General features: G+C 71.8%; 22 protein-coding genes and 1 pseudogene. 3 read left to right on the forward strand and 20 right to left on the reverse strand.

Going from position 1 to position 24,358, the window contains the following annotated elements; all coding sequences use genetic code 11:
* Positions 1-19 precede the first annotated feature (19 nt).
* The 5 genes from ABZ490_RS02305 to ABZ490_RS02325 form a co-directional block, all read right to left on the reverse strand.
* Positions 20-970, reverse strand: a complete 951-nt coding sequence (locus ABZ490_RS02305; protein WP_358983070.1) for a hypothetical protein — start codon at positions 968-970, stop codon at positions 20-22.
* A 147-nt stretch (positions 971-1,117) separates the two neighbouring features.
* On the reverse strand, positions 1,118-2,635 hold the full coding sequence (locus tag ABZ490_RS02310; protein ID WP_358983072.1) for an MFS transporter: 1,518 nt from the start codon (positions 2,633-2,635) through the stop codon (positions 1,118-1,120).
* Positions 2,632-3,048 (reverse strand): VOC family protein, encoded by a 417-nt coding sequence (locus ABZ490_RS02315; RefSeq protein ID WP_358983074.1) that lies wholly within the window; start codon positions 3,046-3,048, stop codon positions 2,632-2,634. The genes ABZ490_RS02310 and ABZ490_RS02315 overlap by 4 nt, the downstream gene beginning before the upstream one ends.
* Positions 3,049-3,054: 6 nt before the next feature.
* Positions 3,055-3,825, reverse strand: coding sequence for an SDR family NAD(P)-dependent oxidoreductase (locus tag ABZ490_RS02320; protein WP_358983076.1), 771 nt, complete (start codon positions 3,823-3,825; stop codon positions 3,055-3,057).
* An 81-nt stretch (positions 3,826-3,906) separates the two neighbouring features.
* A complete protein-coding gene (locus tag ABZ490_RS02325) occupies positions 3,907-4,776 on the reverse strand; it encodes an alpha/beta hydrolase (protein ID WP_358983078.1) in 870 nt (289 codons plus the stop codon).
* A gap of 120 nt (positions 4,777-4,896) precedes the next feature.
* On the opposite strand from ABZ490_RS02325, the gene ABZ490_RS02330 reads away from it, so the two are divergent.
* From ABZ490_RS02330 to ABZ490_RS02340, 3 genes and pseudogenes are all read left to right on the forward strand, one after another.
* Positions 4,897-5,346: a helix-turn-helix domain-containing protein gene (locus ABZ490_RS02330; protein WP_358983080.1), complete on the forward strand. Its 450-nt coding sequence runs from the start codon at positions 4,897-4,899 to the stop codon at positions 5,344-5,346.
* A 275-nt stretch (positions 5,347-5,621) separates the two neighbouring features.
* Positions 5,622-6,764: a transcription termination factor Rho gene (rho, locus tag ABZ490_RS02335; RefSeq protein ID WP_358983082.1), complete on the forward strand. Its 1,143-nt coding sequence runs from the start codon at positions 5,622-5,624 to the stop codon at positions 6,762-6,764.
* Between the two features lie 82 nt (positions 6,765-6,846).
* Positions 6,847-7,752: pseudogene (locus ABZ490_RS02340) on the forward strand (serine hydrolase); the annotation flags it as partial.
* 35 nt (positions 7,753-7,787) lie between these two features.
* Here ABZ490_RS02340 and ABZ490_RS02345 read toward each other — a convergent pair.
* The 15 genes from ABZ490_RS02345 to ABZ490_RS02415 all read right to left on the reverse strand — a co-directional run bounded on the left by ABZ490_RS02345 (position 7,788) and on the right by ABZ490_RS02415 (position 24,257).
* Positions 7,788-9,176, reverse strand: coding sequence for a glycosyltransferase 87 family protein (locus ABZ490_RS02345; protein ID WP_358983085.1), 1,389 nt, complete (start codon positions 9,174-9,176; stop codon positions 7,788-7,790).
* Positions 9,173-10,570, reverse strand: a complete 1,398-nt coding sequence (mptB, locus tag ABZ490_RS02350) for a polyprenol phosphomannose-dependent alpha 1,6 mannosyltransferase MptB (RefSeq protein ID WP_358983087.1) — start codon at positions 10,568-10,570, stop codon at positions 9,173-9,175. Before mptB ends, ABZ490_RS02345 begins: the two co-directional genes overlap by 4 nt.
* Positions 10,571-10,711: 141 nt before the next feature.
* Positions 10,712-11,650, reverse strand: a complete 939-nt coding sequence (locus tag ABZ490_RS02355; protein WP_358983089.1) for a glutaminase — start codon at positions 11,648-11,650, stop codon at positions 10,712-10,714.
* A 47-nt stretch (positions 11,651-11,697) separates the two neighbouring features.
* Positions 11,698-13,110: an aspartate ammonia-lyase gene (aspA, locus tag ABZ490_RS02360; protein ID WP_358983091.1), complete on the reverse strand. Its 1,413-nt coding sequence runs from the start codon at positions 13,108-13,110 to the stop codon at positions 11,698-11,700.
* A gap of 374 nt (positions 13,111-13,484) precedes the next feature.
* Entirely contained in the window at positions 13,485-14,501 is a 1,017-nt protein-coding gene (locus ABZ490_RS02365) for an asparaginase (RefSeq protein ID WP_358983093.1), read from the reverse strand.
* A 44-nt stretch (positions 14,502-14,545) separates the two neighbouring features.
* A complete protein-coding gene (locus ABZ490_RS02370; RefSeq protein ID WP_358983095.1) occupies positions 14,546-15,985 on the reverse strand; it encodes an amino acid permease in 1,440 nt (479 codons plus the stop codon).
* Complete coding sequence (locus ABZ490_RS02375) at positions 15,982-16,659, reverse strand: FadR/GntR family transcriptional regulator (protein ID WP_358983590.1); 678 nt, start codon at positions 16,657-16,659, stop codon at positions 15,982-15,984. Before ABZ490_RS02375 ends, ABZ490_RS02370 begins: the two co-directional genes overlap by 4 nt.
* A 194-nt stretch (positions 16,660-16,853) precedes the next feature.
* Positions 16,854-17,690: an undecaprenyl-diphosphate phosphatase gene (locus tag ABZ490_RS02380; RefSeq protein WP_358983097.1), complete on the reverse strand. Its 837-nt coding sequence runs from the start codon at positions 17,688-17,690 to the stop codon at positions 16,854-16,856.
* A gap of 97 nt (positions 17,691-17,787) precedes the next feature.
* The gene (crcB, locus tag ABZ490_RS02385; protein ID WP_358983099.1) at positions 17,788-18,153 is read right to left on the reverse strand and encodes a fluoride efflux transporter CrcB; all 366 of its coding nucleotides are present in this window, start codon (positions 18,151-18,153) and stop codon (positions 17,788-17,790) included.
* Complete coding sequence (locus ABZ490_RS02390; RefSeq protein ID WP_358983101.1) at positions 18,150-18,530, reverse strand: DUF190 domain-containing protein; 381 nt, start codon at positions 18,528-18,530, stop codon at positions 18,150-18,152. The genes crcB (ABZ490_RS02385) and ABZ490_RS02390 overlap by 4 nt, the downstream gene beginning before the upstream one ends.
* Complete coding sequence (crcB, locus tag ABZ490_RS02395; protein ID WP_358983103.1) at positions 18,530-18,991, reverse strand: fluoride efflux transporter CrcB; 462 nt, start codon at positions 18,989-18,991, stop codon at positions 18,530-18,532. Before crcB (ABZ490_RS02395) ends, ABZ490_RS02390 begins: the two co-directional genes overlap by 1 nt.
* 44 nt (positions 18,992-19,035) lie before the next feature.
* Positions 19,036-20,004: an SMP-30/gluconolactonase/LRE family protein gene (locus tag ABZ490_RS02400; protein WP_358983105.1), complete on the reverse strand. Its 969-nt coding sequence runs from the start codon at positions 20,002-20,004 to the stop codon at positions 19,036-19,038.
* A gap of 67 nt (positions 20,005-20,071) precedes the next feature.
* On the reverse strand, positions 20,072-20,359 hold the full coding sequence (locus ABZ490_RS02405; RefSeq protein WP_358983107.1) for a helix-turn-helix domain-containing protein: 288 nt from the start codon (positions 20,357-20,359) through the stop codon (positions 20,072-20,074).
* Positions 20,360-20,563: 204 nt separating this feature from the next.
* Positions 20,564-22,132 (reverse strand): arabinogalactan endo-1,4-beta-galactosidase, encoded by a 1,569-nt coding sequence (locus ABZ490_RS02410; protein WP_358983109.1) that lies wholly within the window; start codon positions 22,130-22,132, stop codon positions 20,564-20,566.
* 103 nt (positions 22,133-22,235) lie between these two features.
* Positions 22,236-24,257 carry a beta-galactosidase gene (locus ABZ490_RS02415; protein ID WP_358983112.1) on the reverse strand — a complete coding sequence of 674 codons (2,022 nt, stop codon included), beginning with the start codon at positions 24,255-24,257 and terminating at the stop codon, positions 22,236-22,238.
* Positions 24,258-24,358 lie beyond the last annotated feature (101 nt).

Consider the following 24,358-nt stretch of genomic DNA (forward strand, 5'->3'; position numbering starts at 1 on the left):
ACGGCGGCCCTGGCGGACCTCAGTCCTTGAGGTCCGCCAGGGTCGTCCTCGTGTCCGTCCTCAGCATGTCCGAGACCTCGTCGAGGGTCGGCGGATCGGTGTCGGAGTCGTACGAGGAGTAGTAGGCGCTGTAGCTCATGGTGTACGTCACCCAGCCGTCGCGGACGGCGAGCGTCGCGTAGAGCGAGCCGCTCGACGAGCCGGAGGTGGTGTCGTTGCTGACGAGGTAGGCCTCGTCGCCGATGCCGGTGACGGTCTCCACGTCGTAGCCGGTGTGGCTGTCGCCGTAGTTCTTCCAGGCGGCCGTGAACTCGGGCCCCGGGTCGGTCTTCTTGTGCAGGTCCAGCTGGGCGTAGAGGTACGCGTCGGCGTAGGTCGACGCGCTCTTCTTCAGGCTGATGCTGCACAGCCCCTCGTCGAGGGCGTCGTCCTCGAGCCGGTTGCGGGTCGGGGAGCCGTCGTTGTCCGGGTACTCCGCCTTGAAGGACGAGTAGTCGATGGCGTTGCACAGGTTCGAGGGGGCCGTGTAGCCGGCCAGGTCCGCCTTGTCGCCGCGGGCGATCAGGAAGACACCGGCCGCCCAGGCGGCGGAGGCCACCAGCGCGCCGAGGGCGGCCCACAGGACGGCTCTCCCGGCGCCGCCGCCGCGGCCGCCGGGCGGCGGGCCCACCACGGGGTACGGGCCCGGCTGGAGGTAGGGGTTGCCCGGCTGGGGCTGGGGCGGCTGGCCCGGCGGGCCGGGCTGCGCGGGGACGCCGACCAGGGTCGGCTGGGCGTAGACGCTCTGCGGGGCGCCCTGGGGTGCGGGCGCGGCCGGCGGGAATCCCAGCGGGCCGCCGGGACCCGGCGACTGCGGGGTCGGCGGCTGCGCACCCGGGGTCTGCGGGCTCGGATAGGGGTACGCGCTCGGCGGGGCCGGAGCGTCGGACGGCGGTGTGGGCTGCTGTGGAGGCTCAGGCGGCGTGGACATGACGTGAAGATAATGGTCTGATGGCGGTCAAGTCCCTTGACGTGACATATCGTTACGCTCTAGGGACATCTGCCGTAAACATCGGAGAGGCCGGGTTTTCACCCGGCCTCTCCCGTGCTGTGCCGTGCTGTGCGGTGCCGCGGTGGATCAGGCGGACGCGGTCTGCACCGGGGCCGTCACCGTCGCGCGGGCGGTGTTCCTGCGGACCAGCAGCAGGGTGACCAGCGCGCCCAGCAGGGAGGCGCAGCCGCAGATCACCACGCCGAGGGACATGCCGTGGGCGAGGGCGGTCTGGGCGGCGGCCCTGGCGCTGTCGCTGCCGGCGTTGACGACCGCGAGCGGACCGGCCGCCGCCTCCATGCCGGCGTCGGCACCGCTGAGCTTGCCGGCCAGCGCGGAGGACGCGGCGCTCATCGCGACCGTGCTGATGACGGCGGGACCGAGGCCCTGGCCGAACTCGCGGACCAGGCTGGTCGCACCGCTCGCCATACCGGTCATGTGGAGCGGTACGGCGTTCACGGCGGCGGAGGTGAGGGAGGAGACGACGCAGATGAAGCCGACGCCGAGCAGCAGCACCGGGCCGATGAAGGCGGCGAGGGAGGTGGTGGTGATGGGCAGGGCGGCGATCCAGAACTGGCCGGCGGCCATGGGCAGCAGACCGCCCATGAGGAGCCAGCGGGGCTCGACCCGGGTGAGCATGCGGCTCAGGACCGGGGCGAGGAGCAGCGGGACCAGCTGGAGGATCACGAACGGCATGCCGGCCCGCAGGGGGCTGAGGTGCATGACGGCGCCGAGGCGGATGGAGACGCAGTAGGCGGTGCCGATGAAGCCGAACATGCCGGCCAGCGCGACCACGGCGGCCGCGGCGAACGAGGGGATCTTCAGCAGGTCGAGGTTGAACATGGGCGACTCGGCACGCTTCTCGGCGACGACGAAGGCGACCAGGGCCACCGCGGCGAGGCTGAGGGCGCCGACGATGGCCGGGCTGCTCCAGCCCCGCTCGCCGCCCTCGATGACACCCCAGAGCAGGGCGGTGAGACCGACGGCGACGGTGATCTGTCCGGGCCAGTCCAGGGCGCGGCCCTCGGGTGCCTTGGAGTCGGTGACGAGGAACTGGCTGGAGACGGCGACCACGAGGCCGAGGACGACCGGCGGCACGAACGCCCAGCGGAAGTCGGCGACCGTGGCGAGCAGACCGGAGGACAGCGGGCCCATGGCCGAGGCGAGGGAGATGCTCAGCGCCCAGGTGGACACGGCCTTGGCCCGGTCCTTCTCGTCGGGCGTGGCGGCCGCGATCACGGCGAGGGAGCTGGGGAAGAGCGCCGCGGCGCCGACACCGGCCAGGGCCTGGCCGACCCAGAGCATGGTGACGTTCTGCGAGAGGGCGTTGAGGAGTTCGCCGAGCGCGAGGACGAGTCCGCCGAGCACCAGCAGCCGCTTGCGGCCGAACAGGTCGCCCACCACACCGAAATTCAGCTCGAGAATGGCGGTGGGGAGAATGAACGCCGAGGTGACCCAGGCGACCTGGGAACCGGAGGCACCGAATGCCGCCTGGATTTCCCCGTTGATGGGAGAGGGGACGGTAATGCACAACTGTGCGGCGGCAACGGCCAGACAGCAGGCTATGAGAGTTCCCCTGTCGAGTCTTTTCAGCACGCTTGTCATTCCGTACTCCGTCGCTCTATGAGTTCGATGAGATTTCCCTCGGGGTCGGTGACCCAGGCCATGCGTACGCCGGGCTCGGGGGACGGTCCGGGGGCGAGTGCCTCGCCCGCCCCGAGCGCCCGCAGGGCGTCGTGGACGGGGTCGAGTTCGGGGGTGGTGACCGCGAAGTGGCCGTAGCCCTCCGTGAGGGCGGCGGTCACCGGATCAGGGGCCCGCGGGCCCGGGGCGGAGCCGGCTCGGGCCAGCAGTTCGAGCCGCCAGCCGTGCGGGTGCTCCAGGACGACACCGCTGAGGCCGGGCCCGTCGAGATGGAACTCGAAGACGGACTTCAGCCCGAACGCGGCCTTGTACCAGGCGGTCTGGGCGGCGAGGTCGCGGACGTTGACGCCCACGTGGTCGAGTCGCGTGTCCATGCCGGCTCAGCCGGCCATGGCGCTGTCGCCGCCGTCGACCATGAGGTTGGCGCCGTTGACGAAGGCGGCCTCGTCGGAGCAGAGGAACGCGGCGACCCGGGCGATGTCCTCGGGCTGGGCGATCCGCCCGACCGGGATCCGGGCCTCCAGGTGCGCCTTCGGGCCCTCGGGGTCGTCGAGGAAGGGCGCCGTGGCCGAGGTCCGGGTCATGCCGGGGGCGATGGTGTTGACCCGGATCTGGTGCGGGGCGCCGGCCGCGCACAGGTGCTTGCTCATCGCGAGCACCCCGCCCTTGGCGGCGCCGTGCGGCACCATCGGCAGGAACGGGGCACCGCGTACGGCGGCCACGGAGGCCACGTTCAGGACCGCGCCGCCGCCGCGCGCGATGAGGTGCGGCCAGGCCGCCTGGGTGCAGAAGTAGGGGATGTCCAGCTCGTTCCTGATGGTGAAGTACCAGTCCTCGGCCGGCATCGACGCGAACGGGCCGTTCCGTAGCGCGGAGGCGTTGTTGTAGAGGATGTCGATCCCGCCGAAGGCCGCGATCCCGGCCTCGATCCACTCCCGCGCGCCGTCCTGGGTGGACAGGTCGACGGGGGCCAGGGAACGCATCACGCCCCCGGCCTTCTCGACGAGCTCGACGGTGTCGGCCGCGTTCTCCGCGTCGATGTCACAGCCGAATACCTGCGCACCCTCGGCCGCGAATACCTGTGCCGCGGCCCGGCCGATTCCGGCTCCCGTTCCACTGATGAAGGCGATTTTCCCGGCCAGTCGACCCATGGTGGAGAAGTCCCTTGTTCATGCCGCCCGAGTGCGGTGGTGGCAGCGTAGGGAGGGGATTTCGCCGGAACAAGAAATGTGTCAGCGCGGGGGCATCGGGGGTTCGTATGGCTGGTATGCGGCGGGCGCCCCCAGGGTGGTGCGGAGGGTCTGCGCGAAGCCCTTCGGGTGGGTGAGATTGCCGTTGTGGCCACCGGGGAAGTGGGTCAGGCCGGTGCCGAGTCCGGCGGCCAGCTCCTCGGCGCAGCGGTAGTCGAAGACGGTGCGGGGAGTGGTGCGCCCGGCGGCGGGGACGATCCGGACGGGGCCCGCCTTCAGCGCGCCGAGCTCGGCGGGGGTCAGGTCCGCGTGGCGCATGGTGAGGGCGTCGTGACGGACGAAGAAGTCGAAGTTCGCCTCACGGGAGGCGTCGAGCGGGGCGAGCCGGGCGCCGGGCTCGGTCTCCTGCCGGGCGGGGTCGATGCCCAGCAGCTCGCCGATCCGCCGTACCCCGGCGATCCAGCCGTCCCGCTCGAACACGGCGCGCATCTCGTCCAGTTCGGCCTCCGTGCGCAGCCGCTCCGGCTCGGGCAGCAGACCGGGGATGGCGGGCTCGTGCGCGACGAGGGTGCTCAGCCGCCCCGGATGCCGGGCGGCGAGCCGTAGCCCGATGACGGCGCCCATGCTGCAGCCGAGCATGAGGGCGGGCCGTTCGGTGAGCGCGGCGAGCAGCCGCTGGACGTCGTCGACGTGCTCGTCGAGGCTCGCGCCCGAGCCGGGCCGGTCCAGCACGCTGCGGGAGAGGCCGCGGCGGTCGTACGTCACCACGGTGTAGGCGTCGACCAGGTGGTCGACCATCGCGTCGCTGCGGTTGGCGTCGCCCTCGCCGCTCTGCGAGACGAGCAACAGGGGCCCGTGGCCGCGGACTTCGTAGTGCAGCGTGGCGCCGGGGACGGTCAGGGTGGACTGCATGGGGACTCCTCGGTCGATGCCTGGCTTCCGTGACGACCCCTTCAAGGTAATCCATCATTTCTGATGCATCAATACAGATGCATCAACATTGATGCATCTGATCGGATGTAATCTGTCCGCATGAACGGAGTCGAGCTCTTCCTGCTGGGCCGCACCCTGATGAAGATCGGCGAGGAGGCCATCCCCACGGAGGGGATCGGCCCCCGGTCCACCAGCACCCGCTCGATGCTGATCGTGCTGCTCGACGTGTACGCGCACCCCGACACCACCGTCGGCGAGATCGCCGCCCGCACGGGCCTCCCGCAGAGCGCGGTGTCCGGATGCGTGGCCCGGCTCAAGGAGGTCGGCTCGGTGATCGCCGCCCCCGACCCGGCCGACCGGCGCCGCACTCTGCTCCGCCGCGCCCCGGAGGTCTCGGGCCGCCGCGCCGAGGTGGCCGCGACACCCGTCGACTCGGCCCTCGCGGAGGCCCTCGGCACGGACGACCCCGACCGGATCGCCGGCACGGTCGACCTGCTCGAACAGCTCGCCGAACGCCTCTCCCCCGACGTCCTCGGACGCCTTCGCTAGCCCGTCCGGGAATTTCCTGTGGTACAGTGCGTTCAGTACCTGTGTAAGTCCCGATCCGGGCACGGTACTGATTCCCCTTCAGCTCGCTGATCCGCCGCCGTTCTCCGTCGGCCGGCGCAGTGGCTTTTCCCCGCACCACCTCGTCAGCGGATCCCTTCCGCCGTACCCGAGGTGCTGCTCCTCGCCGCCCGAGGTGCGCGACGCGCCCTCCTTCGCGGCCCCACCCCCTTCTTTCGCATGCCTCATGCCTTCCGTCCGTGAAAGGACAGACCACCATGACCACCACACTCGAACACCCCCCTGTGCAGCAGCCCCCGGCCCGGGTCGCCGCCGGTGTCCTCGACATCGACGCGAACGGGAAGGGGCACCTGCGGGCCGCCGACTGCCTGCCCACACCCGCCGACCTCCAGGTCCCGGCCGCCCTGATCCGCCGTCACGGACTGCGCAAGGGCGACCTCGTCGAAGGGGTGCGCGGCACCCAGCGCGCCCTGACCGAGGTGGCGCGCGTCAACGGCCGTACGCCCGAGGCCCTGAACGGCCGCCCGCACTTCCGCGACCTCACCCCCCTCCACCCCCACCGGCGACTCCGTCTCGAACACCCGGCCGCCGGACTGGCCGGGCGGGTCACCGACCTGATCGCGCCCGTCGGCAAGGGCCAGCGCGGGCTGATCGTCGCGCCGCCCAAGACCGGCAAGACCGTGCTCCTCCAGCAGCTCGCCGCCGCCGTCGCGGGCAATCACCCCGAGGCCCGGCTGATGGTGCTGCTGCTCGACGAACGCCCCGAGGAAGTCACCGACATGCGGCGCTCGGTGCGCGGCGAGGTGTACGCCTCCACCTTCGACCGGGCGCCCCGGCAGCACATCGCCCTCGCCGAACTCGTCGTCGAGCGGGCCAAGCGGCTCGTCGAGGCCGGCGAGGACGTGGTGATCCTCCTCGACTCGCTGACCCGGCTGTGCCGGGCGCACAACAACGCGGCCGCCGCCGGGGGCCGCACCCTCACCGGTGGCGTCGACGCGACCGCGCTGATCGGCCCCAAGCGGTTCTTCGGGGCCGCCCGGGCCGCCGAGGAGGGCGGCTCGCTCACCATCCTCGCCACCGCGCTGGTCGAAACGGGCTCCCGCGCCGACGACTTCTTCTTCGAGGAGCTGAAGAGCACCGGAAACATGGAGCTGCGCCTCGACCGCGAACCGGCCTCGCGCCGCGTCTTCCCGGCCGTCGACATCAACGGCTCCGGCACCCGTCGCGAGGAACTCCTCCTCTCCCCCGCCGAGTTGACCACGGCCCGCGGGCTGCGCCGGGCGCTCCAGACCCGCGACGGCCAGGCGAACCTGGAGACCCTCCTGGAGCGGCTGCGGGAGACCCCCGACAACGCGACGTTCCTGCGGCGGATCCAGCCGACACTGCCCTCGGACCGCTGAACGTGCGGCATCCGGGTGCGAACCGACCGGCGTACGGCACGGGCAGCACGGGGAACGCCTCCCCGATTCCTACGTTGATCATATGAAGATCGGATTCCCTTCTCGGGTCGGACTGTCGGCCTGTGTCTTCTGTGCGACAGGTGCCCTGGCCCTCGGGCCCCCCGCGGCCGCCGCCCCCGCCCCCGCCGGTGCCGGCCCCGGCCCCACGGCGGTGCGGACGCAGACACCGCAACGGGCGCACCCGCCGAAGCCGTCGCTCCTCTTCCGCCCCGGCACCCAGGTCAGACCCCGCCGCGGCGCCCCCGAGGTCCCGGACCTCTCGGCGCTGTCCTGGCTGGTGGCCGACGCCGGAAGCGGCGAGGTGCTCGCCGCGGCGCACGCGCACCGCAAACTGCCGCCCGCCAGCACCCTCAAGACCCTGTTCGCGCTCACCGTGCTGCCGGTCCTGCCCGCGGGCGTCCGGCACGAGGTGTCCGACGAGGAACTCGCGGACATCGGGCCCGGCAGCAGTCTCGTCGGGGTCGCCGAGGGGCAGACGTACTCGGTCGCCGATCTGTGGCGCGGGGTGTTCCTGAACTCCGGCAACGACGCCGTGCACGTGCTGGCCGCCCTCAACGGCGGCTGGCGGGCCACGACCGCGCGGATGCAGGAGAAGGCGCGGGCGCTCGGCGCGCTGGACACCCAGGTCCGCTCGCCCGACGGCTACGACACACCCGGGCAGGTGTCCTCCGCGTACGACCTGGCGGTGTTCGGCAGGGCCGGGCTGCGCCGGGCGGACTTCTCGCGGTACTGCGGACTGGCCGAGGCGACCTTCCCGGGGCGGGCGGGCGGGTCGTACGGCATCGCGAACACCAACCGGCTGCTGACCGGGCACGACGGCGTCGAGCCGTACCCGGGGCTGATCGGCGTGAAGAACGGCTACACGAGCAACGCCGGCAACACCCTGGTCGCCGCCGCCCGGCGGGGCGGGCGCACCCTCCTCGTCACGGTGATGAACCCGCAGCAGGGCGGCGGGCACGCCGTCTACGAGGAGGCGCGCGAGCTGCTCGACTGGGGGTTCGCGGCCGGCGGGCGGGTCGAACCGGTGGGGTCGCTGGACGCGCTGCGCGCCCGGCCCAGACCCGCCGCCGGGCCCGTGGCCGATCCCGCGGCACGGTCGGTGGCGCGCTCGGCGGCAGTCGTGCCCGTCGCCGTCGCGGCCGGGCGTCCGGGCTGGTCGCAGGCGGCGGCGATCGCGGGGGCGGCCGTACTGGGCGGGTCCGTCGTCGCGCTCGCACTCTGGCTCGTGGGGCGACGCTCGGCGGGCGACTGACCGACCGGCAGGAACAGCAGCAGGCCCAGCGTGACCCAGGTGTAGGTGTTGCTGCCGAGGAAACCGTCGACGCCGGACGCGTCGTCGAACCAGAGCCACACCACACTGGTGCACAGCACCGCGTACAGGGCACCCGCCACGCGCGCGTGCCCCGTGCGCAGCAGGACGGCGAACGACGGCAGCAGCCACACCAGGTGGTGCACCCAGGTGACCGGGCTGACCAGGCAGGCGGTGGCGCCCGTGAGGGCGAAGGCCGCCTGCCAGTCCCCGGCGCCCACCGCCTGCCGGGCCCGCCGCGCCCACACCCCCAGCACCACCAGGACCAGCACCGCCCACACGGCCTTGCTGTCCACGCCGAGCCGGGCCAGGACACCCTGGAGCGACTGGTTCGAGACATAGCCGAGCCGACCCACGCGGCTGGTGTCCCACAGCGCCTGCGTCCAGTAGAACCGGGACGCGCCGGGGGCGACCAGGGCCGCGCACGCCGTGGCGGCGAGCGCGACGGCCGTCGCCACGGCGGCCGCGCGTCGGCGGCGGGCGACCAGCAGCAGCCCGATGAACACGGCCGGGGTGAGCTTCACGGCCGCCGCGAGCCCGATACCGACCCCGGCCCAGCGGCCGCGGCCGCTCGCCAGCAGCCAGGCGTCGGTCAGGACCAGGGCCAGCAGGAGCAGATTGACCTGGCCGAAGCTGAAGGTGTCCCGCAGCGGTTCGTACAGGGCGAGGACACAGGCCGCGAGGGCCACGCCGTACCAGCCGTGCCGCCACCGGCCCGGCCCCGCCAGCAGCCGGACGACGACGGCCAGCGCCGCCAGATTGAGCAGCAGGGCGGCCACGATCGCGGTCCGCAGCCCGACCAGCGCCATCGGCAGCATGGTGACGGCCGCGAACGGCGGATAGGTGAAGCCGTACGGCGTCCCCGGCACCCGGTAGTCGTAGACGTGACCGCCGTGATGCATCCAGGTGTTGACGGTGCCGTAGTAGACGCGCAGGTCGAACCAGTCGCGCAGCAGCGGGACCGTCGCGGTGAACAGGGTGACGGCGGCGGCGAGACAGCCCAGCAGCAGCAGACGGCCACGGTCGGTGGCGGGTGCTCTCATGCCGTACGCACCGGCGCGGCCGGCGCCTGGGCCGCGAGGTGGGCCTGCCACAGGACGACCACGGCGAGCGCGCCGCCGCAGACCGCGAGGAGCAGCCGGCTGCCGTCGGCGGGCCCGCCGTCCGGCAGGACGGCCAGGGCGAGGACACCGGCCACGGCCGCCATGCGGTGCCGCACCGAGGTGCTGGGGGCCGCCGCGGCTATCAGGAACAGACCCCACAGCGCGTACCAGGGGCGGATCGCCGGACCGAAAGCGGCCACCGTGGCGAGGCTCAGACCGAGCGCGTACACCGGGCGGGGGCGCAGCCGCCACCATATGGCGGCCAGGACGACGGCGGTGACGGCCAGACCGAACGCGTGCCAGGCGGGGACGGCCAGCGGGGCGAGATCGCTGCCGAGGTGTTCCAGGAGGGCGCCGGTGGCACGGCCGAGGAGGCTGGTGAGGGCCCAGTTCTGCGAGGAGACCGGGGTGTTGAGAGCGGCTATCCAGCCGTATCCGGTGCCCGCGAGGGCGGTCGCGGCGACCGTGGTGGCGGCGCAGGCGGCCAGGGTGGTCACCGTGGCCCGCGCGGGATGCCGGCCGACGCGCACGGCCAGCAGCACGACCGCGGCGAGCCCGAGGATCGCGGGGGCCTTGACCAGGGCGGCGAGCGTGACGAGGACGGCCGCCGGGACCGGACGCCGGGCGAGCGCGGCGACCAGTCCGATCCCGAGCAGGCCCAGCATGATCGCGTCGTTGTGGGCGCCCGCCACCAGATGCAGCAGCACCAGCGGGTTGAGGACGCCCAGCCACAGGGCGGCGGCCGGGTCGGCGCCGCTGTGCCGGGCGATCCGGGGCAGCGCGACCGCCATCAGCGCCACCCCGCACAGCGCGACCAGCCGCATGCCGAGCAGCCCGGCGGGCAGTTCGCCGTGGGTCAGGCCGTACAGCGCGGCGGCGACGGCCATGAAGACCGGTCCGTACGGGGCCCCGGTGTGCTGCCACAGCGGCGCGACCTCGGCCGCGAGGGGGCCGCCGAGCTGGGCCGGGCCATGGGCGTACACGTCGATGTGGGCGTCCACCATCGCGCCCTGGGCGAGATAGCTGTAGACGTCGCGGCTGAACAGCGGCGGACCCACCACCAGAGGCGCCGCCCAGACCGCTAGGACGAGCACCAGGGCGCGCGGCGTCGGCGGGTCGGCGCTGCGGACGAGCCCGCCCAGGAGAACCCAGGCCGCGGTCAGCAGCACCAGCCCGAAGTACACGCCGACCAGACCGAGGACGGCGTGCACGGAGGACGGGGCCAGCAGTTCCCGCGCGGGCAGCGCGCCGGCGCTCTCGCCGCCCAGCGCGAGACAGGCCGTACCGGCCAGGCCGATGACCTGGCAGCGACGGAGATCGACGGGGAAACCCATGGCCAACACTCGGTCAGGGTGTCAACGCGGGGTGGCCGGAACCTGACGTGCCGCCCTCCGCCCGGGGACCTGCGCGTGACCGCTGCGTTTCCCCGGGCCCGCCGGGCGTCGGGCGTCGGGCGTCGGGCGTCGGGCGTCGGCTCAGAACACCGACAGGCCGGTGAGGGTCGTGAAGCGGTCCAGGGCCGCGACGCCCGCCACCGAGTTGCCGCGCTCGTCCAGGCCGGGGCTCCAGACGCACAGGGTGCAGCGGCCGGGGACGACGGCGATGATGCCGCCGCCGACCCCGCTCTTGCCGGGCAGCCCGACGCGGTAGGCGAACTCGCCCGCCGCGTCGTAGGTGCCGCACGTCAGCATGACCGCGTTGACCTGCTTGGCCTGGCTGCGCGTCAGCAGCCGGGTGCCGTCGGCGCGGATGCCGTGCCGGGCGAGGAAGGTGGTGGCGAGGGCCAGGTCGGCGCAGGACGCGGTGAGCGAGCACTGGCGGAAGTACTGGTCGAGGAGGGCCGGCACCGGGTTGTCGATGTTGCCGTAGGACGCCATGAAATGGGCGAGGGCGGCGTTGCGGTCGCCGTGCGCGGACTCGGACGCGGCGACCTCCGCGTCGAAGCCGAGCGCGGGGTTGCCGCTCTCGGCGCGCAGGAAGGCGCGGAGCTCGCCGGACGCGTCTCCCGTACGGGTCTGGAGGCGGTCGGTGACGACGAGGGCGCCCGCGTTGATGAACGGGTTGCGCGGGATGCCGTGCTCGTACTCCAGCTGCACCAGCGAGTTGAAGGGGTTGCCCGAGGGCTCGCGGCCCACGTGCTCCCAGAGCGCGTCGCCCTCGCGGGCCAGGTCGAGGGCGAGGGTGAAGACCTTGGTGATGGACTGCGTGGAGAACGGCTCGCGCCAGTCCCCCACGCCGTACACCGTGCCGTCGAGCTCGGCGACGGCCATGCCGAAGCTGCGCGGATCGCGGGCGGCGAGCGCCGGGATGTAGTCGGCGGGCCGGCCGCGGCCCGGGGTGTGCTCCATCTCCTCGGCGATGCGCTCCAGGACCGGCTGGAAGGCGAGGGACGACGTCGTTGTCATGATCACCATTGTGCCTCCGGGCCGGTCCTGGTGCGTCACCGCAGGTCAGGAAGGGGTCACAGCTGGGGTGCTCCGCTGCCGGCCAGGACCTCGGGGCGCAGCAGGTCGGCGAGCCGCTCGGCGGGCAGCAGGCCCTTCTCCAGGACGAGTTCGGCGACGCCCCGGCCGGTGACGAGCGCCTCCTTGGCGATGTCGGTGGCCGCGGTGTACCCGATGTGCGGGTTGAGGGCGGTGACCAGGCCGATGGAGTTCTCGACGGTCGCGCGCAGGACCTCGGTGTTGGCGGTGATGCCGTCCACACAGCGCTCGGCCAGGGTGAGGCAGGCGGCCCGCAGATGCGTGATGCTCTCCGACAGGGAGTGCAGGATGATCGGCTCGAAGGCGTTGAGCTGGAGCTGTCCGGCCTCGGCGGCCATCGTGATGGTGACGTCGTTGCCGATCACCTCGAAGGCGACCTGGTTGACGACCTCGGGGATCACCGGGTTGACCTTGCCGGGCATGATGGACGATCCGGCCTGCACGGGCGGGAGGTTGATCTCGCCGAGGCCGGCGCGCGGGCCGGAGGACAGCAGGCGCAGGTCGTTGCAGCTCTTGCTCAGCTTGACCGCGATCCGCTTCAGCACGCCGGACATCTGGACGAACGCGCCGCAGTCCTGGGTGGCCTCGACCAGGTTGGCGGCGGTGACCAGGGGCAGGCCGGTGATCTCGGCGAGGTGGCGGCGGGCGGACTCGGCGTATCCGGCGGGAGCGTTGAGTCCGGTGCCGATGGCCGTGGCGCCGAGGTTGATCTCATGGATCAGCTGGACGGCCTCGTCAAGACGGTTGCGGTCCTCGTCGATCATGACGGCGTACGCGGAGAACTCTTGACCGAGCGTCATGGGGACCGCGTCCTGCAACTGTGTACGGCCCATCTTGAGCACGTTGCGGAACTCGACGGCCTTGCGGCCGAAGGCGTCCTGGAGTACAGCCATCGCCTTGAGCAGTCCACGGACCGCGAAGACCGTCGCGATCTTGACGGCGGTCGGGTAGACGTCATTGGTGGACTGGCCGAGGTTGACGTCCTCGTTGGGGTGCAGGTACTGGTACTGCCCCTTCTCGTGGCCCATCAGTTCCAGGGCCCGGTTCGCCACGACCTCGTTGGCGTTCATGTTGGTGGAGGTGCCGGCGCCGCCCTGGATGACGTCGACGACGAACTGGTCGTGCAGCCTGCCCTCGCGGATCTCGCGGCAGGCGGCGACGATCGCGGCGGCCTTCTCGGGCGCCAGCAGGCCGAGTTCCTCGTTGGCGAGGGCGGCGGCCTCCTTGACCGCGGCGAGCGCGTCCACGAGGTGCGGGTAGGCGGAGATGGTGGCACCGGTGATGGGGAAGTTCTCGGTGGCGCGCAGGGTGTGGACGCCCCAGTACGCGTCGGCGGGGACGTCCCGGTCGCCGAGCAGGTCGTGTTCGCTGCGGGTGGCTGCGGCGGTCATGAGGTGCGGGTCCTCTTTCTGAGGGTGGTGAGGGTGAGGGGGAGCCGACGACGGCGGGTGGCACGGGGGGCCGGCTCGGACGGAACGGGGTACGTCCGTCCGAGCCGGCCGGAACACCGGCCCGGTGGTGACCGGACCGGCGGGTTCGGGGGCCGGCGGCGGGGATGCGACCGGCGGTTCGGGACCCGGTCTCACGAGGCCGGGCGGCGAGCGGCGCGGAGGCCGGCGCCGTCTGGACCCGGCGGCGGTGCGACCGTGCGGTCGCGGTGCCGCCGGGGGGGGCGGCGGTCGTACGACCGTGTCGAGCCGTCGTACGACCGGGTCCCGCCGTTCCGCCGGTGGCCACCGCGCACACTCGGTGGCCACCGGAGTCGTCAGGCGCAGGCGCGGACGGTCACCGGGTCCAGGGCCCGGACCGGGCGGACCGAGCCGACCGGTTCGCCGCCGCCGAGCAGCGCCTCGCCCGCGAACTCCGTGAGGAGGGCGGGGTCGACGCCCGCGCGGGCGAGGGCGGCCGCGGCGACCGGGATCCGGGCCCGGTTCGCGCCGTCGGAGATCTTGACGGCGACGGCCCGGCCGTCCGGGAGGGCCGCCACCTCCACGCCCTCGAAGCCGTCCTTGGCGAGCAGACCGGGGACGGCCCGCATGAGGGCGGCCACGTCCCGGCCGGCGCCGGAGGCCATCTCGGCGTGGTCGCGCATGGCATCCGCGACCCGGGCCTCGGGGGTGCCGGGCGCCGCCGTGGTGATCCGGGCGGCGGCCCGGGCGAGGCCGTGCAGGGAGACGGAGAAGAGCGGGGCGCCGCACCCGTCGACGGTGACCCGGGCGATCCGCTGTCCGGTGAGGTCCTCGACGATCTCCGCGATCGCCTGCTGGAGCGGGTGCTCCGGGGCGAGGTAGTCGTCGAGGGACCAGCCGTTGAGCTTGCAGGTGTACAGCATGGCCGCGTGCTTGCCGGAGCAGTTCTGCGCGAGACGGGAGGGCTCGCGGCCCTCGCGTACCCAGGTGTCGCGGACCGCCGGGTCGTACGGCATGTCCTTGACGTTGCGCAGGTCGTCCTCCGTGACGCCGCCCAGCTCGAGGATCCGCCGGGTCCCGGCGACGTGGCGTTCCTCGCCGGAGTGGCTGGCGGCGGCGAGCGAGAGCAGACCGCCGTCGAGCGGCAGCCCGGCCCGCAGCATCGCGACCGCCTGGACGGGCTTGAGCGAGGAGCGCGGGTAGAAGGCGGCCTCGATGTCGCCCAGCTGGAAGTCGACGTCACCGTTCGCACCGAGGACGACGACCGAGCCGTAGTGGACGCCCTCGGTCACTCCGCCTCGGACGAGGTGGGCGACGGGTGCGTGGAGGGGTTCACGGATCACGGGGGCTTCCGCGAGGGAACTGCTGTTCATCACTGCCTGGATCACTTGGGGGTTGTCGTGGGCCGGCGCCGGGTTCACGCGTCGGCCTTGGGCGAGGTGCGCGCACGGTTGCGGCGGATGGCGTACCAGCCGGCGACGAGCGCTCCGACGATCAGCGGCAGGCACAGCACGGTGGTGCGTCCGGCGCCGCCGTCGGCGTACATGAGGACCAGGACCGAGGCGAGGAAGAACAGGGTGACGAGTTCGGTCCAGGGGGAGCCCGGGAGCTGGTAGTCCGGGCGGGTCAGCTCGCCCTTCTGGGTCTTCTGCCAGAAGAGGAGGTGACAGATCATGATCATGCCCCAGGTGGAGAGGATGCCGATCGCCGCGAAGTTCAGGACGATCTCGAAGGCGTCCGCCGGGACCACGAAGTTGAGGCCGACGCCCAGGACACAGATACCGCTGGTGAGCAGGATGCCGCCGTACGGCACCTGGGTGCGGCTCATCTTCGCGGTGAACTGCGGGGCGGAGCCGTTGACGGCCATGGAGCGCAGGATGCGGCCGGTGGAGTAGAGGCCGGAGTTCAGGGAGGACATGGCCGCGGTGAGGACGACCAGGTTCATCACACCGCCGGCCGCGGGGACGCCGATGTTGGACAGCACGGTGACGAAGGGGCTCTCGCCGGACGTGTACTTGTTCCACGGGAGCAGCATCGACAGCAGGACGACCGAGCCGACGTAGAACAGGCCCACGCGCCACATGATCGAGTTGATCGCCTTCGGCATGATCTTCTCGGGGTTCTCGGTCTCACCGGCGGCGACGCCGACCAGTTCGACGGAGGCGTAGGCGAAGACGACGCCCTGGATGATCAGCAGCATGGGCAGCAGGCCGTTGGGGAAGACGCCGCCGTTGTCGGTGATCAGGGAGGGGCCGGGGGTGGTGCCGTCCACCGGGTGCTGGGTGACCAGCAGGAAGATGCCGATGACCATGAAGACCACCAGGGCGCTGACCTTGACGATGGCGAACCAGAACTCCAGTTCGCCGAAGATCTTCACCGAGATCAGGTTCACGGCGAGGACCACGGCCAGGGCGATCAGGGCGATCACCCACTGGGGGATGTCGGAGAACATGCCCCAGTAGTGGGTGTAGGTGGCGACCGCGGTGATGTCGGCTATCCCGGTGGTGGCCCAGTTCAGGAAGTACATCCAGCCGGCCGTGTACGCGCCCTTCTCGCCCAGGAACTCCCGGGCGTACGACACGAAGGCGCCGGAGGACGGGCGGTACAGGACGAGTTCGCCGAGCGCGCGCACGACGAGGAACGCGAAGACGCCGCAGACGGCGTACGCGACGAAGAGGGAGGGCCCGGCGTCGGCGAGCCGGCCGCCCGCGCCGAGGAAGAGGCCGGTGCCGATGGCACCGCCGATCGCGATCATGTTGACGTGCCGGTGCTTCAGCGACTTGCTGTAGCCGTGGTCTCCGGCGTCGATGTGACCGGACGAGGGGCGCGTCTCGTCTTTGAGGTGCTGTTCGCTCACGCCTCGGGTCCGCCTTCCAGGGGAGTGGTCGTGCCAGGGGAGCGCACGATGTCGGTGAGGGTCGTCTCGACGCGGTCGAGGTGATGGCTCATCGCCTCCACCGCGTCGTGCTCGGAACCGTCGATCAGTGCCTCGACGATGGCCCGGTGCTCGCGGTTGGACTGTTCGCGCCGGCCGCCCAGCTCGTTGAGGAAGGCCGACTGACGCGCCAGTGCGTCCCGGATCTCCTCGATGACCCGGCGGAAGACCGGGTTCTGGGCGGCTTCGGCGACGGCCAGGTGGAAGAGGGTGTCCATCGCGACCCACGCGGTGGTGTCCGTCTCCCGTTCCATGCGGTCGAGCAGATGGGCCAGGTGGTCCAGGTTCTCCGGGGTGCGGCGCGCGGCCGCGTACCCGGCGACCGGGATCTCGACGTGCCGGCGCACCTCCAGCAGATCGCTGGCCGCGTAGTCGCCGAAGGTGGGGTCCTCGACGGTGTTCGCGATCACGAAGGTGCCCTTGCCGGTCTTGGCGACCGTCAGGCCCATGGTCTGCAGGGCGCGCAGCGCCTCGCGCAGCACGGGCCGGGACACCTCGAGGGTGCGGCAGAGCTCCGCCTCGGAGGGGAGCTTCTCGCCGATGGCGTACTCGCCGCGCTCGATGGCGCCACGGAGGTGGCCGAGGACCGCTTCCATGGCGCTGACGCGCCGCGGTGCCGAACCACCTGTCTGGCTGTCTGACAGGTTCACGGGAGAGATAGTCCGGTTTACGTACGGCCGGTGTCAAGGCCACCGAAAGGAAAAATTCAGCGGGCGGGAAGCCTGTATCAGGTCTTCCCGCCCGCTGACGGTCGCGCCGGTGATCGAGCAGGTGATCGACCGCTCGGAGATCAACCGTTCAGGACACCGGTGCCCAGCAGCCCGAACAGCAGGACGCCGATGACGAGCCGGTAGATCACGAAGGCGTTGAAGGAGTGCTTGGCGACGAACTTCAGCAGCCAGGCGATGGAGGCGTACGCCACCACGAAGGAGACGGCGGTGCCGACGGCCAGCGGGGCGGCGCCGACGCCGGTGCCGAGCGCGTCCTTCAGCTCGTACAGACCGGCGCCGGTCAGGGCGGGGATGCCGAGGAAGAAGGAGAGCCGGGTGGCGGCGACGCGGTCCAGGTCCAGGATGAGCGCGGTGGACATGGTGGCGCCGGAGCGGGAGAAGCCGGGGAAGAGCAGCGCGAGGATCTGCGAGCTGCCGACGAGCATCGCGTCCTTGAACGAGGTGTCGTCCTCGCCCCGCTTGTGCCGGCCCATCTGGTCGGCCGCCCACATCACGCCGCTGCCGGCGATCAGCGACCCGGCGACGACCCACAGGGAGGCCAGCGGGCCCTCGATCAGCGGCTTGGCGGCGAGGCCGACCACCACGATCGGGATCGTCGCGTAGATCACCCACCAGGCGAACTTGTAGTCGTGGTGGACGCGCTCCTCACGGTGGCGCAGACCCCGGAACCAGGCCGACACGATCCGCACGATGTCCTTGCGGAAGTACACCAGCACGGCGGCGATCGCCCCGACCTGGATCACCGCGGAAAAGCCGACGACCGCGTCGTCGTCGACCGGGATGCTCATCAGGCCCTCGGTGATCTTCAGATGGCCGGTGGAGGAGACGGGGAGGAACTCGGTCACTCCCTCGACGGCTCCGAGGACGACGGCTTGGCCGACGGAGATGGCGCTCATGGAATCCAGTTCTGAGGAGACGATTCAGGTCGACAGTGCTGTAGACGGTCGAGTGGTGTACACAGTCCTACCAGGCGCGGACGCGAGATCGGACCGCCTACGGCCAGACCGCCTGGCCTATCGCGACCCCGGCGAACGCGGCCCCGAGGCCCGCCACCAGGCTCCCGAGGACGTTGGCGGCAGCGTAGAGGCCCGCCCCGGTCTCCGTCAGCCGGAGCGTCTCGTACGAGAACGTCGAATACGTGGTGAGCGCCCCGCAGAAGCCCGTGCCCAGGAACAACCGCAGGTCGGGGCTGAGGGAGGCGGCTCCGGTCAGGGTGCCGAGGATCAGACAGCCGGTCACGTTGACGACGAAGGTGCCCCAGGGGAACACCGAGTCGTGCCGGGACTGCACCGCGCGGTCGGTGAGATAGCGCGCGGGGGCGCCGATCATGCCGCCCGCGACGACCACCAGCCAGTTCACAACGAGTTCTTACCCTTCGCGTCCGTTTCGTCCTGGTTCTTGGTGCGGCCCGCGTACCTGATCACATGGCACTCGTCGAGCACCGCCAGGCCGTCGACGACCAGCTCGTCGAGGTGCGGCAGGAAGGCCTGCACCCGCTCCTCGCTGTCCACGATGACGATCGCGACCGGCAGGTCCTCGCTGAGCGAGAGCAGCCGCGCGGTGTGGATCCGGGAGGAGGCCCCGAAGCCCTCGACCCCGTGGAAGACGCTGGCGCCGGCGAGTCCGGCCGCGTGGGCGCGGTGGACGATCTCGCTGTAGAGGGGTTTGTGGTGCCAGGTGTCGTTCTCGCCGACGAACACCGTCAGACGCAGGGCGTTGCCGGTCAGCCTCGTCATCACTGCCTCCTGAGGCGGCTGGGCAGGGCGCGGCGGGTCGCGGTGGCGGCGAGCCACACGGCGGCCAGGGCCGCGCACAGGGTGGCGGCCAGGTAGGCGAACGCGGTGCCGGGGCGGCCCGCGTCGACCAGCCGCTGGATCTCGACGGTGTACGTCGAGAAGGTGGTGAAGCCGCCGAGGACCCCGGTGCCGAAGAAGGGGCGCACCAGCCGGTGCACGGTGAGCACCTCGGTGATCAGCACCAGGAAGACCCCGATCACCGCGCAGCCGACGACGTTCACCCAGAAGGTGGTCCAGGGGAAGCCGCCGGTGGCCGTGGGCCACGCCAGCGCGGCCGCGTAGCGGGCGGCGGCGCCGATGCCGCCGCCGACGGCGACGACCGCGACCACCGGGAACTGGCCGGTCCCGGTGGTCCCGCGCGGGGGCCTGGTGCGGAGGCTCTCGGCCTCGGGGGCTGACATGTCGCACCAGCGTATCGCCGCCCCGGGCCGCCCAGGGCGCCGTCCTACCCGGTCAGCGGTGCCTCGCAGACGGCGATACCGGGCTCCCGGAGGCTGCCGAGGACCAGTCGGCCGCCCGTCTCGCAGACGCTGGTGACCATGCGGTAGCCCGAGTGGCGGCGGGTGAGGTGGGCGAGGGTCCGGCCGTCGTCGTCGAGCGCGAGGACGCCGACCGTCCCCGAGGGGCGGTACGGCACGCGCAGGGCCGCGCGGGCGGCGCGGCGGCGTACGGCGGGGCGGGCGCGGTGCAGGAGGTCGAGCGGGGGGACGCGCGGGCCGGCCAGGGCGACCCAGATCGGTCCGTCGGGGGTGCCGCGCCACAGGTTGTCGGGGAAGCCGGGCAGGTTCTCGACGAAGGGTTCGGCCTGTCCGGCGCGGGGGCCGGTGAGGTGGAACCGGGTGAGGCGGCGGGCGCCGGTCTCGGCGACGACCAGGAACGTGTCGTCGCCGCCGCGGGCGATCCCGTTGGCGAACTGGAGGCCGTCCAGGACGACCTCGGCGTCCTCCGCGCCCGGCGCGAGGCGCAGCAGCCGTCCGGTGCCGGTGTGTTCGACGAGGTCGCCCATCCAGTCGTGCAGTGGGTGGACGCGGTTGGAGACGGTGAAGTAGACGGTGCCGTCGGGCAGGGCGACGACGTTGCTGCAGAAGCGCAGCCGCTCCCCCGCCGCCGTCCGGGTGAGCACGCGTACGTTGTCCGAGCCGCGCTCGGGGTCGACGCGCAGCAGGGCGCCCTCGGCGTCGCAGACCAACAGGTCGCCGTCGGGGAGAAGTTCGAGGCCGAGCGGGCGGCCGCCGGTCTCGGCGACGCAGGTGACGCGGGTCGCGGACGGGTCGTCCAGGCCGTCGATCCGCAGGATCCGTCCGTCGGCCACCCCGGTCAGCACCCGTCCGCCGGCATCGGTCACGACGTCTTCGGGGCCGTGCCCGGGGAGAGTGAGGTATCTGATCGGAACGAGGGCCGTCCGGCGATCCATGAGGGTCCGCCTTCCTGGAGGAGGCGGCCATCCTCGCAGGTGCTCGGGCGTCCGTTCCCGGGGCCCTTCACCATCCCTTCTCGAACATGCGCGCCACCTCGGCGATGCGTATCTCGTCGCGCCGGTAGTACAGGCGCCGTTTGATGCGGGTGGCGCGCAGCAGGCCGATGTCGGTGAGCAGGGCGAGGTGTGTCTCGGCGACCTCGCGGCGCACGCCGAGTCTCGCCGCGATCGCGTCCGCGGTGACGCCGTCCTCGACGAGGTCGGCGTGCCGCTGGGGCGGGAAGTACCGGTGCGGCTCCTTGAGCCATTCCAGGATGACCAGTCGTTTCTCGCCGACGGGAGTCCTCAGCATCGTCGTCCCCCTAGGTCCGGGCCTCCTCGTGTGCTGCCGTCCTACTCTTCCGCAGTCGGGGGTGCCGTGTCCCGGAGTCCGCAAGCCTTGGCCGGGATCGAACAGCCTTGCCCGGCAGGGGTGTTCGGTCGGCGGGGGCGACGGCCACGCGCGAGGGCCCGGCCGCAGGGTACGGCCGGGCCCCTGGTTCACCGGGTCACGGGGTCAGCGGTGGCTGAACCACGCCATGGAGGACAGGGCCTTGTCGTCGTAGCCGAACAGGGCCTGGTTCTCCCAGCCGTTGCCCGAGGTGGCGTCGGCCGGGTCCCAGCCGTTGCCGGTGACGGCGGTCCAGGTCGCCTCCCAGTAGAAGACGCCGAGTCCGCGGCCGTTCGGCACCGCTTCCACGATGTTCGCGACGGCGTTCATCCAGGCGAGCTGACCGGCCGCGGTGGCCGGGTAGCCGGAGACCAGTTCGCCGGTGGTGTCGATCTGGTTGGTGAGCGAGTCGTCGCTGTCGAGGCGGAAGGGGTAGGCCGTCTCGGCGATGAACACCGGCTTGGCGTAGCGCGAGGCCACGTCGTCCAGGGTGGTCTGGGCGGCGGCGAGCGAGCCGTGCCAGTAGCCGTAGTACGACAGACCGATCACGTCGTAGTTGATGCCGTACGTCTTGGCGTTGTCGAACCACCAGCGGACGGTGGCGTCGTCACCGGCGTTGGCGAGGTGCAGCGCGACCGTCGTGCCGGAGTTGACCGCCTTGACGGCGCTGTAGCCGGAGTTGAGCAGTCCGGCGAGCTGCGACCAGTTGTCGGTGGAGCCCTCGGACCACAGCATCCCGCCGTTGATCTCGTTGCCGACCTGGACCATGTCGGCCGTGGTGCCCTGTGCCTTCAGCGCGTTGAGCACGTCGTACGTGTGGTTGTAGACGTCCGTCTTGAGCTGGCTGTAGGAGTGGCCGGACCAGGCGGCGGGCTTGGTCTGCTTGCCGGGGTCGGCCCAGGTGTCCGAGTAGTGGAAGTCGACCAGCAGCTTCATGCCGGCGGCCTTGATCCGCTTGGCCATGGCCAGGACGCGCGTCTTGTTGTTGTAGCCGTCGGCGGGGTTCACCCAGACCTTCAGGCGCGCGTAGTTCATGCCGGCGTTCTTCAGGATGGTGACCGCGTCGCCGGTGGTGCCGGAGCTGGTCTTGTAGACACCGCCGAGGGCCTCGCTCTTGGCGAGGGAGGAGATGTCGGAACCCTTGATGGACAGGCCGGTCGATCCCGACGTGAAGGTCAGGTCGTCCACATTGATCCAGTTGCCCGCGTTCGCGTCGCTGTTGACGCTGATGGTGCACTGGCTGTTCGTCACATTGATCGACGTGACGATCCGCACCCAGCTGCTGGTGGACACCGGCAGATCGGTGCGCTGTTCGGAACTGCCGCAGTTCTTCAGCGCGAGGTAGGCGGAGTTCTGGCCGCCGCCGGAGCGGACCCAGGCGGTGAGGGTGTAGGTGCCGTTGGTCAGTCCGGAGAGGTACTGGTACGTCTCCACCTTGTAGGCGGTGGACGCCCAGTGGGTGAGGCGGTAGCTGCCGGCGTGGCCGCCGGACTCGGTGAAGGAGGCGGAGTTCTGGCCCGCCGCCGAGTAGGTGGACCAGCCGGTGGGGGTGGTGGTGCCGGTGCCGTCGGACTCGAAGCCGCCGTTGGTGAGCGTGCTCGCCGCCTGGGCGGTCTGCGCGGGCAGGGCGGTGAGGGCGAGCCCCGCGACCAGCGGCAGCAGCAGGGCTCTGAGGGTGCGTCTGGGATGGAACATCGTCGTCCGTCGTCCCTTCGACGTAGGGGTGGGGATCCCTCGGGTGAGGGAGAGACCCCCTCCGCCCGCGGCTCGCGGCTCCACGGGCGGAGGGGGAGTCGGCTCAGCCGTCGAGTCGGACGACCCGGACGGCTCCCGCCGGGACCGCGAGGCGGCCGGCGGCGCGTTCGCCCGTGAGCAGCTCGGTGCCGGGGGTCTCCAGCGGCACCTTGGTGTCGGTGGCGGTGTGGTTGATCGCGAAGAGGTAGCTGCCGGTCTCCCCGGAGCGGCGCACGACCTCGACGTCGTGGGGCAGGTCGGCGCGCGGGGCGAGGCACGCGTCCTCGGCGGCCCAGCCGAGGAGGGCGTCCAGTCCCTCGTGGCCGAGGCGGGTGGAGACGTACCAGGCGGTGCCCTCGCCGAGGCGGTGCCGGGTGACGGCCGGGTGGCCTGCGGTGAGGCCGTCGGCGTACGTCCAGACGGTCTCGGCGCCGCGCGGCACGACGAACTCGGTCCATACGTCGCCGCCGAGTTCGGAGCCGTCGGGGCCGGTCAGCCGGACGCTCTGATCGGCCAGCAGCGGGGAGAACTCCTCGACGGTCAGGCCCAGGACGTCGCGCAGCACGCCCGGGTAGGCGCCCTCGTGGACGCAGTCGTGCTCGTCGACGATGCCGGAGAAGTACGACACCACGAGGGTGCCGCCGTTCTCCACGTACTCCCTGAGGTTGTTCCCGGCGGCCTCCGTCATCAGGTAGAGCGCGGGCACCACGACGAGGGGGTACGCCGACAGATCGGCCTCGGGGTGGGCGAAGTCGACGGTGAGGTGGCGGTCGTAGAGCGCCTCGTAGAAGGCGTCGGCGCGCTCGCGGGCGTCGTGGTCCTCGCTGGGGCGCCAGGCGAGGTTCTGCGCCCACCAGGAGTGCCAGTCCCACAGGACGGCCACGTCGGCCTCGGTGCGGGTGCCCCGGAGGGTGGCCAGGGAGTCGAGGGAGGCGCCGAGTCCGACCACCTCGCGCCACACGCGTGTGTCGGTGCCGCCGTGCGGGACCATCGCCGAGTGGAACTTCTCGGCGCCGCGCCGGGACTGGCGCCACTGGAAGAACATCGCGCCCTCGGAGCCGCGGGCGACATGGCCGAGGGAGTTGCGGGCCATCTGGCCGGGGGCCTTGGCGGGGTTGCGGGGCTGCCAGTTGATGCCCGAGGTGGAGTGTTCGAGCAGGATCCAGGGGGCGCCGCCCGCGACGGAGCGGGTGAGGTCGGCGGCCATCGCGAGGTTGACGTGGGTGCGGCGGCCGTCGGTGATGAGGTAGTGGTCGTTGGTGACGATGTCGACCTCGCGGCCCCAGGCCCAGTAGTCGACGGAGTCGCACTGGCTGAGGGCCGTCATGAAGTTGGTGGTGACCGGGACGTCCGGTGCGAGGCGGTGCAGGATGTCCCGCTCCGCGCAGAAGTTCTCCCGCATGGTGGCGTCGGCGAACCGCTTGTAGTCCAGGGCCTGGCCCGGGTTGCCGACCGTGGGGGTGGCGCGCGGCGGGTCGATGTCCTCGAGGCTCGCGTAGCGCTGGCCCCAGAAGGCGGTGCCCCAGGCCTCGTTCACCGCCTCGACGGTGCCGTACGTCGTCGCGAGCCAGCGGCGGAAGTGGGCGGCGCAGGAGTCGCAGTAGCAGGCCGAGACGGGGACGCCGTACTCGTTGTGCACGTGCCACATCGCGAGGGCGGGGTAGTCGCCGTAGCGCTCGGCGAGCCGGGTGGTGATGTGCGCGGCGGCGGCCCGGTAGTCGGCGTTGCTGTGGCAGATGGCGCCGCGCGAGCCGAACTCCAGGCGTACGCCCTCGGCCGTCACGGGCAGGGCGTCGGGGTGGGCGCGGTAGAACCAGACGGGCGGGACGACCGTGGGGGTGCCCAGGTCGACGCAGATGCCGTTGTCGTGGAGCAGGCCGATGATCCGGTCCAGCCAGCCGAAGTCGTACTCCCCGGGGGAGGGTTCGAGCAGGGCCCAGGAGAAGATCCCGACGCTCACCATGGTGACGCCGGCCTCCCGCATCAGGCGGACGTCCTCCTGCCAGACGCTTTCCGGCCACTGCTCGGGGTTGTAGTCCCCACCGAAGGCGAGCCTGGTGAGGCCCTTGGGGGTGGTCTCCGGCATGGATTGTCTCCCGTTTAATCGATCATTTGGGAACGTGCACACACAGCTGCGGCGTTCTGAGCCCAACATAACCGCACAGCAACAACCATTGACAAGTGTCC

It is taken from the genome of Streptomyces sp. NPDC005811 (assembly GCF_040630405.1).
Lineage (GTDB): Bacteria > Actinomycetota > Actinomycetes > Streptomycetales > Streptomycetaceae > Streptomyces.

Bases quoted from the DNA above. Each gene is read 5' to 3' on its own strand.
- ABZ490_RS02320 (WP_358983076.1), bottom strand. From the start codon at position 3,825: ATGGGTCGACTGGCCGGGAAAATCGCCTTCATCAGTGGAACGGGAGCC.
- ABZ490_RS02325 (WP_358983078.1), bottom strand. From the start codon at position 4,776: ATGCAGTCCACCCTGACCGTCCCCGGCGCCACGCTGCACTACGAAGTC.
- aspA (WP_358983091.1), bottom strand. From the start codon at position 13,110: ATGACCGCCGCAGCCACCCGCAGCGAACACGACCTGCTCGGCGACCGG.
- ABZ490_RS02345 (WP_358983085.1), bottom strand. From the start codon at position 9,176: ATGAGAGCACCCGCCACCGACCGTGGCCGTCTGCTGCTGCTGGGCTGT.
- ABZ490_RS02365 (WP_358983093.1), bottom strand. From the start codon at position 14,501: ATGAACAGCAGTTCCCTCGCGGAAGCCCCCGTGATCCGTGAACCCCTC.
- ABZ490_RS02405 (WP_358983107.1), bottom strand. From the start codon at position 20,359: ATGCTGAGGACTCCCGTCGGCGAGAAACGACTGGTCATCCTGGAATGG.
- ABZ490_RS02375 (WP_358983590.1), bottom strand. From the start codon at position 16,659: ATGGAAGCGGTCCTCGGCCACCTCCGTGGCGCCATCGAGCGCGGCGAG.
- ABZ490_RS02400 (WP_358983105.1), bottom strand. From the start codon at position 20,004: ATGGATCGCCGGACGGCCCTCGTTCCGATCAGATACCTCACTCTCCCC.
- ABZ490_RS02310 (WP_358983072.1), bottom strand. From the start codon at position 2,635: ATGACAAGCGTGCTGAAAAGACTCGACAGGGGAACTCTCATAGCCTGC.
- ABZ490_RS02315 (WP_358983074.1), bottom strand. From the start codon at position 3,048: ATGGACACGCGACTCGACCACGTGGGCGTCAACGTCCGCGACCTCGCC.
- ABZ490_RS02380 (WP_358983097.1), bottom strand. From the start codon at position 17,690: ATGAGCGCCATCTCCGTCGGCCAAGCCGTCGTCCTCGGAGCCGTCGAG.
- crcB (WP_358983103.1), bottom strand. From the start codon at position 18,991: ATGTCAGCCCCCGAGGCCGAGAGCCTCCGCACCAGGCCCCCGCGCGGG.
- ABZ490_RS02415 (WP_358983112.1), bottom strand. From the start codon at position 24,257: ATGCCGGAGACCACCCCCAAGGGCCTCACCAGGCTCGCCTTCGGTGGG.
- ABZ490_RS02305 (WP_358983070.1), bottom strand. From the start codon at position 970: ATGTCCACGCCGCCTGAGCCTCCACAGCAGCCCACACCGCCGTCCGAC.
- ABZ490_RS02330 (WP_358983080.1), top strand. From the start codon at position 4,897: ATGAACGGAGTCGAGCTCTTCCTGCTGGGCCGCACCCTGATGAAGATC.
- ABZ490_RS02355 (WP_358983089.1), bottom strand. From the start codon at position 11,650: ATGGTGATCATGACAACGACGTCGTCCCTCGCCTTCCAGCCGGTCCTG.
- rho (WP_358983082.1), top strand. From the start codon at position 5,622: ATGACCACCACACTCGAACACCCCCCTGTGCAGCAGCCCCCGGCCCGG.
- ABZ490_RS02390 (WP_358983101.1), bottom strand. From the start codon at position 18,530: ATGACGAGGCTGACCGGCAACGCCCTGCGTCTGACGGTGTTCGTCGGC.
- ABZ490_RS02410 (WP_358983109.1), bottom strand. From the start codon at position 22,132: ATGTTCCATCCCAGACGCACCCTCAGAGCCCTGCTGCTGCCGCTGGTC.
- mptB (WP_358983087.1), bottom strand. From the start codon at position 10,570: ATGGGTTTCCCCGTCGATCTCCGTCGCTGCCAGGTCATCGGCCTGGCC.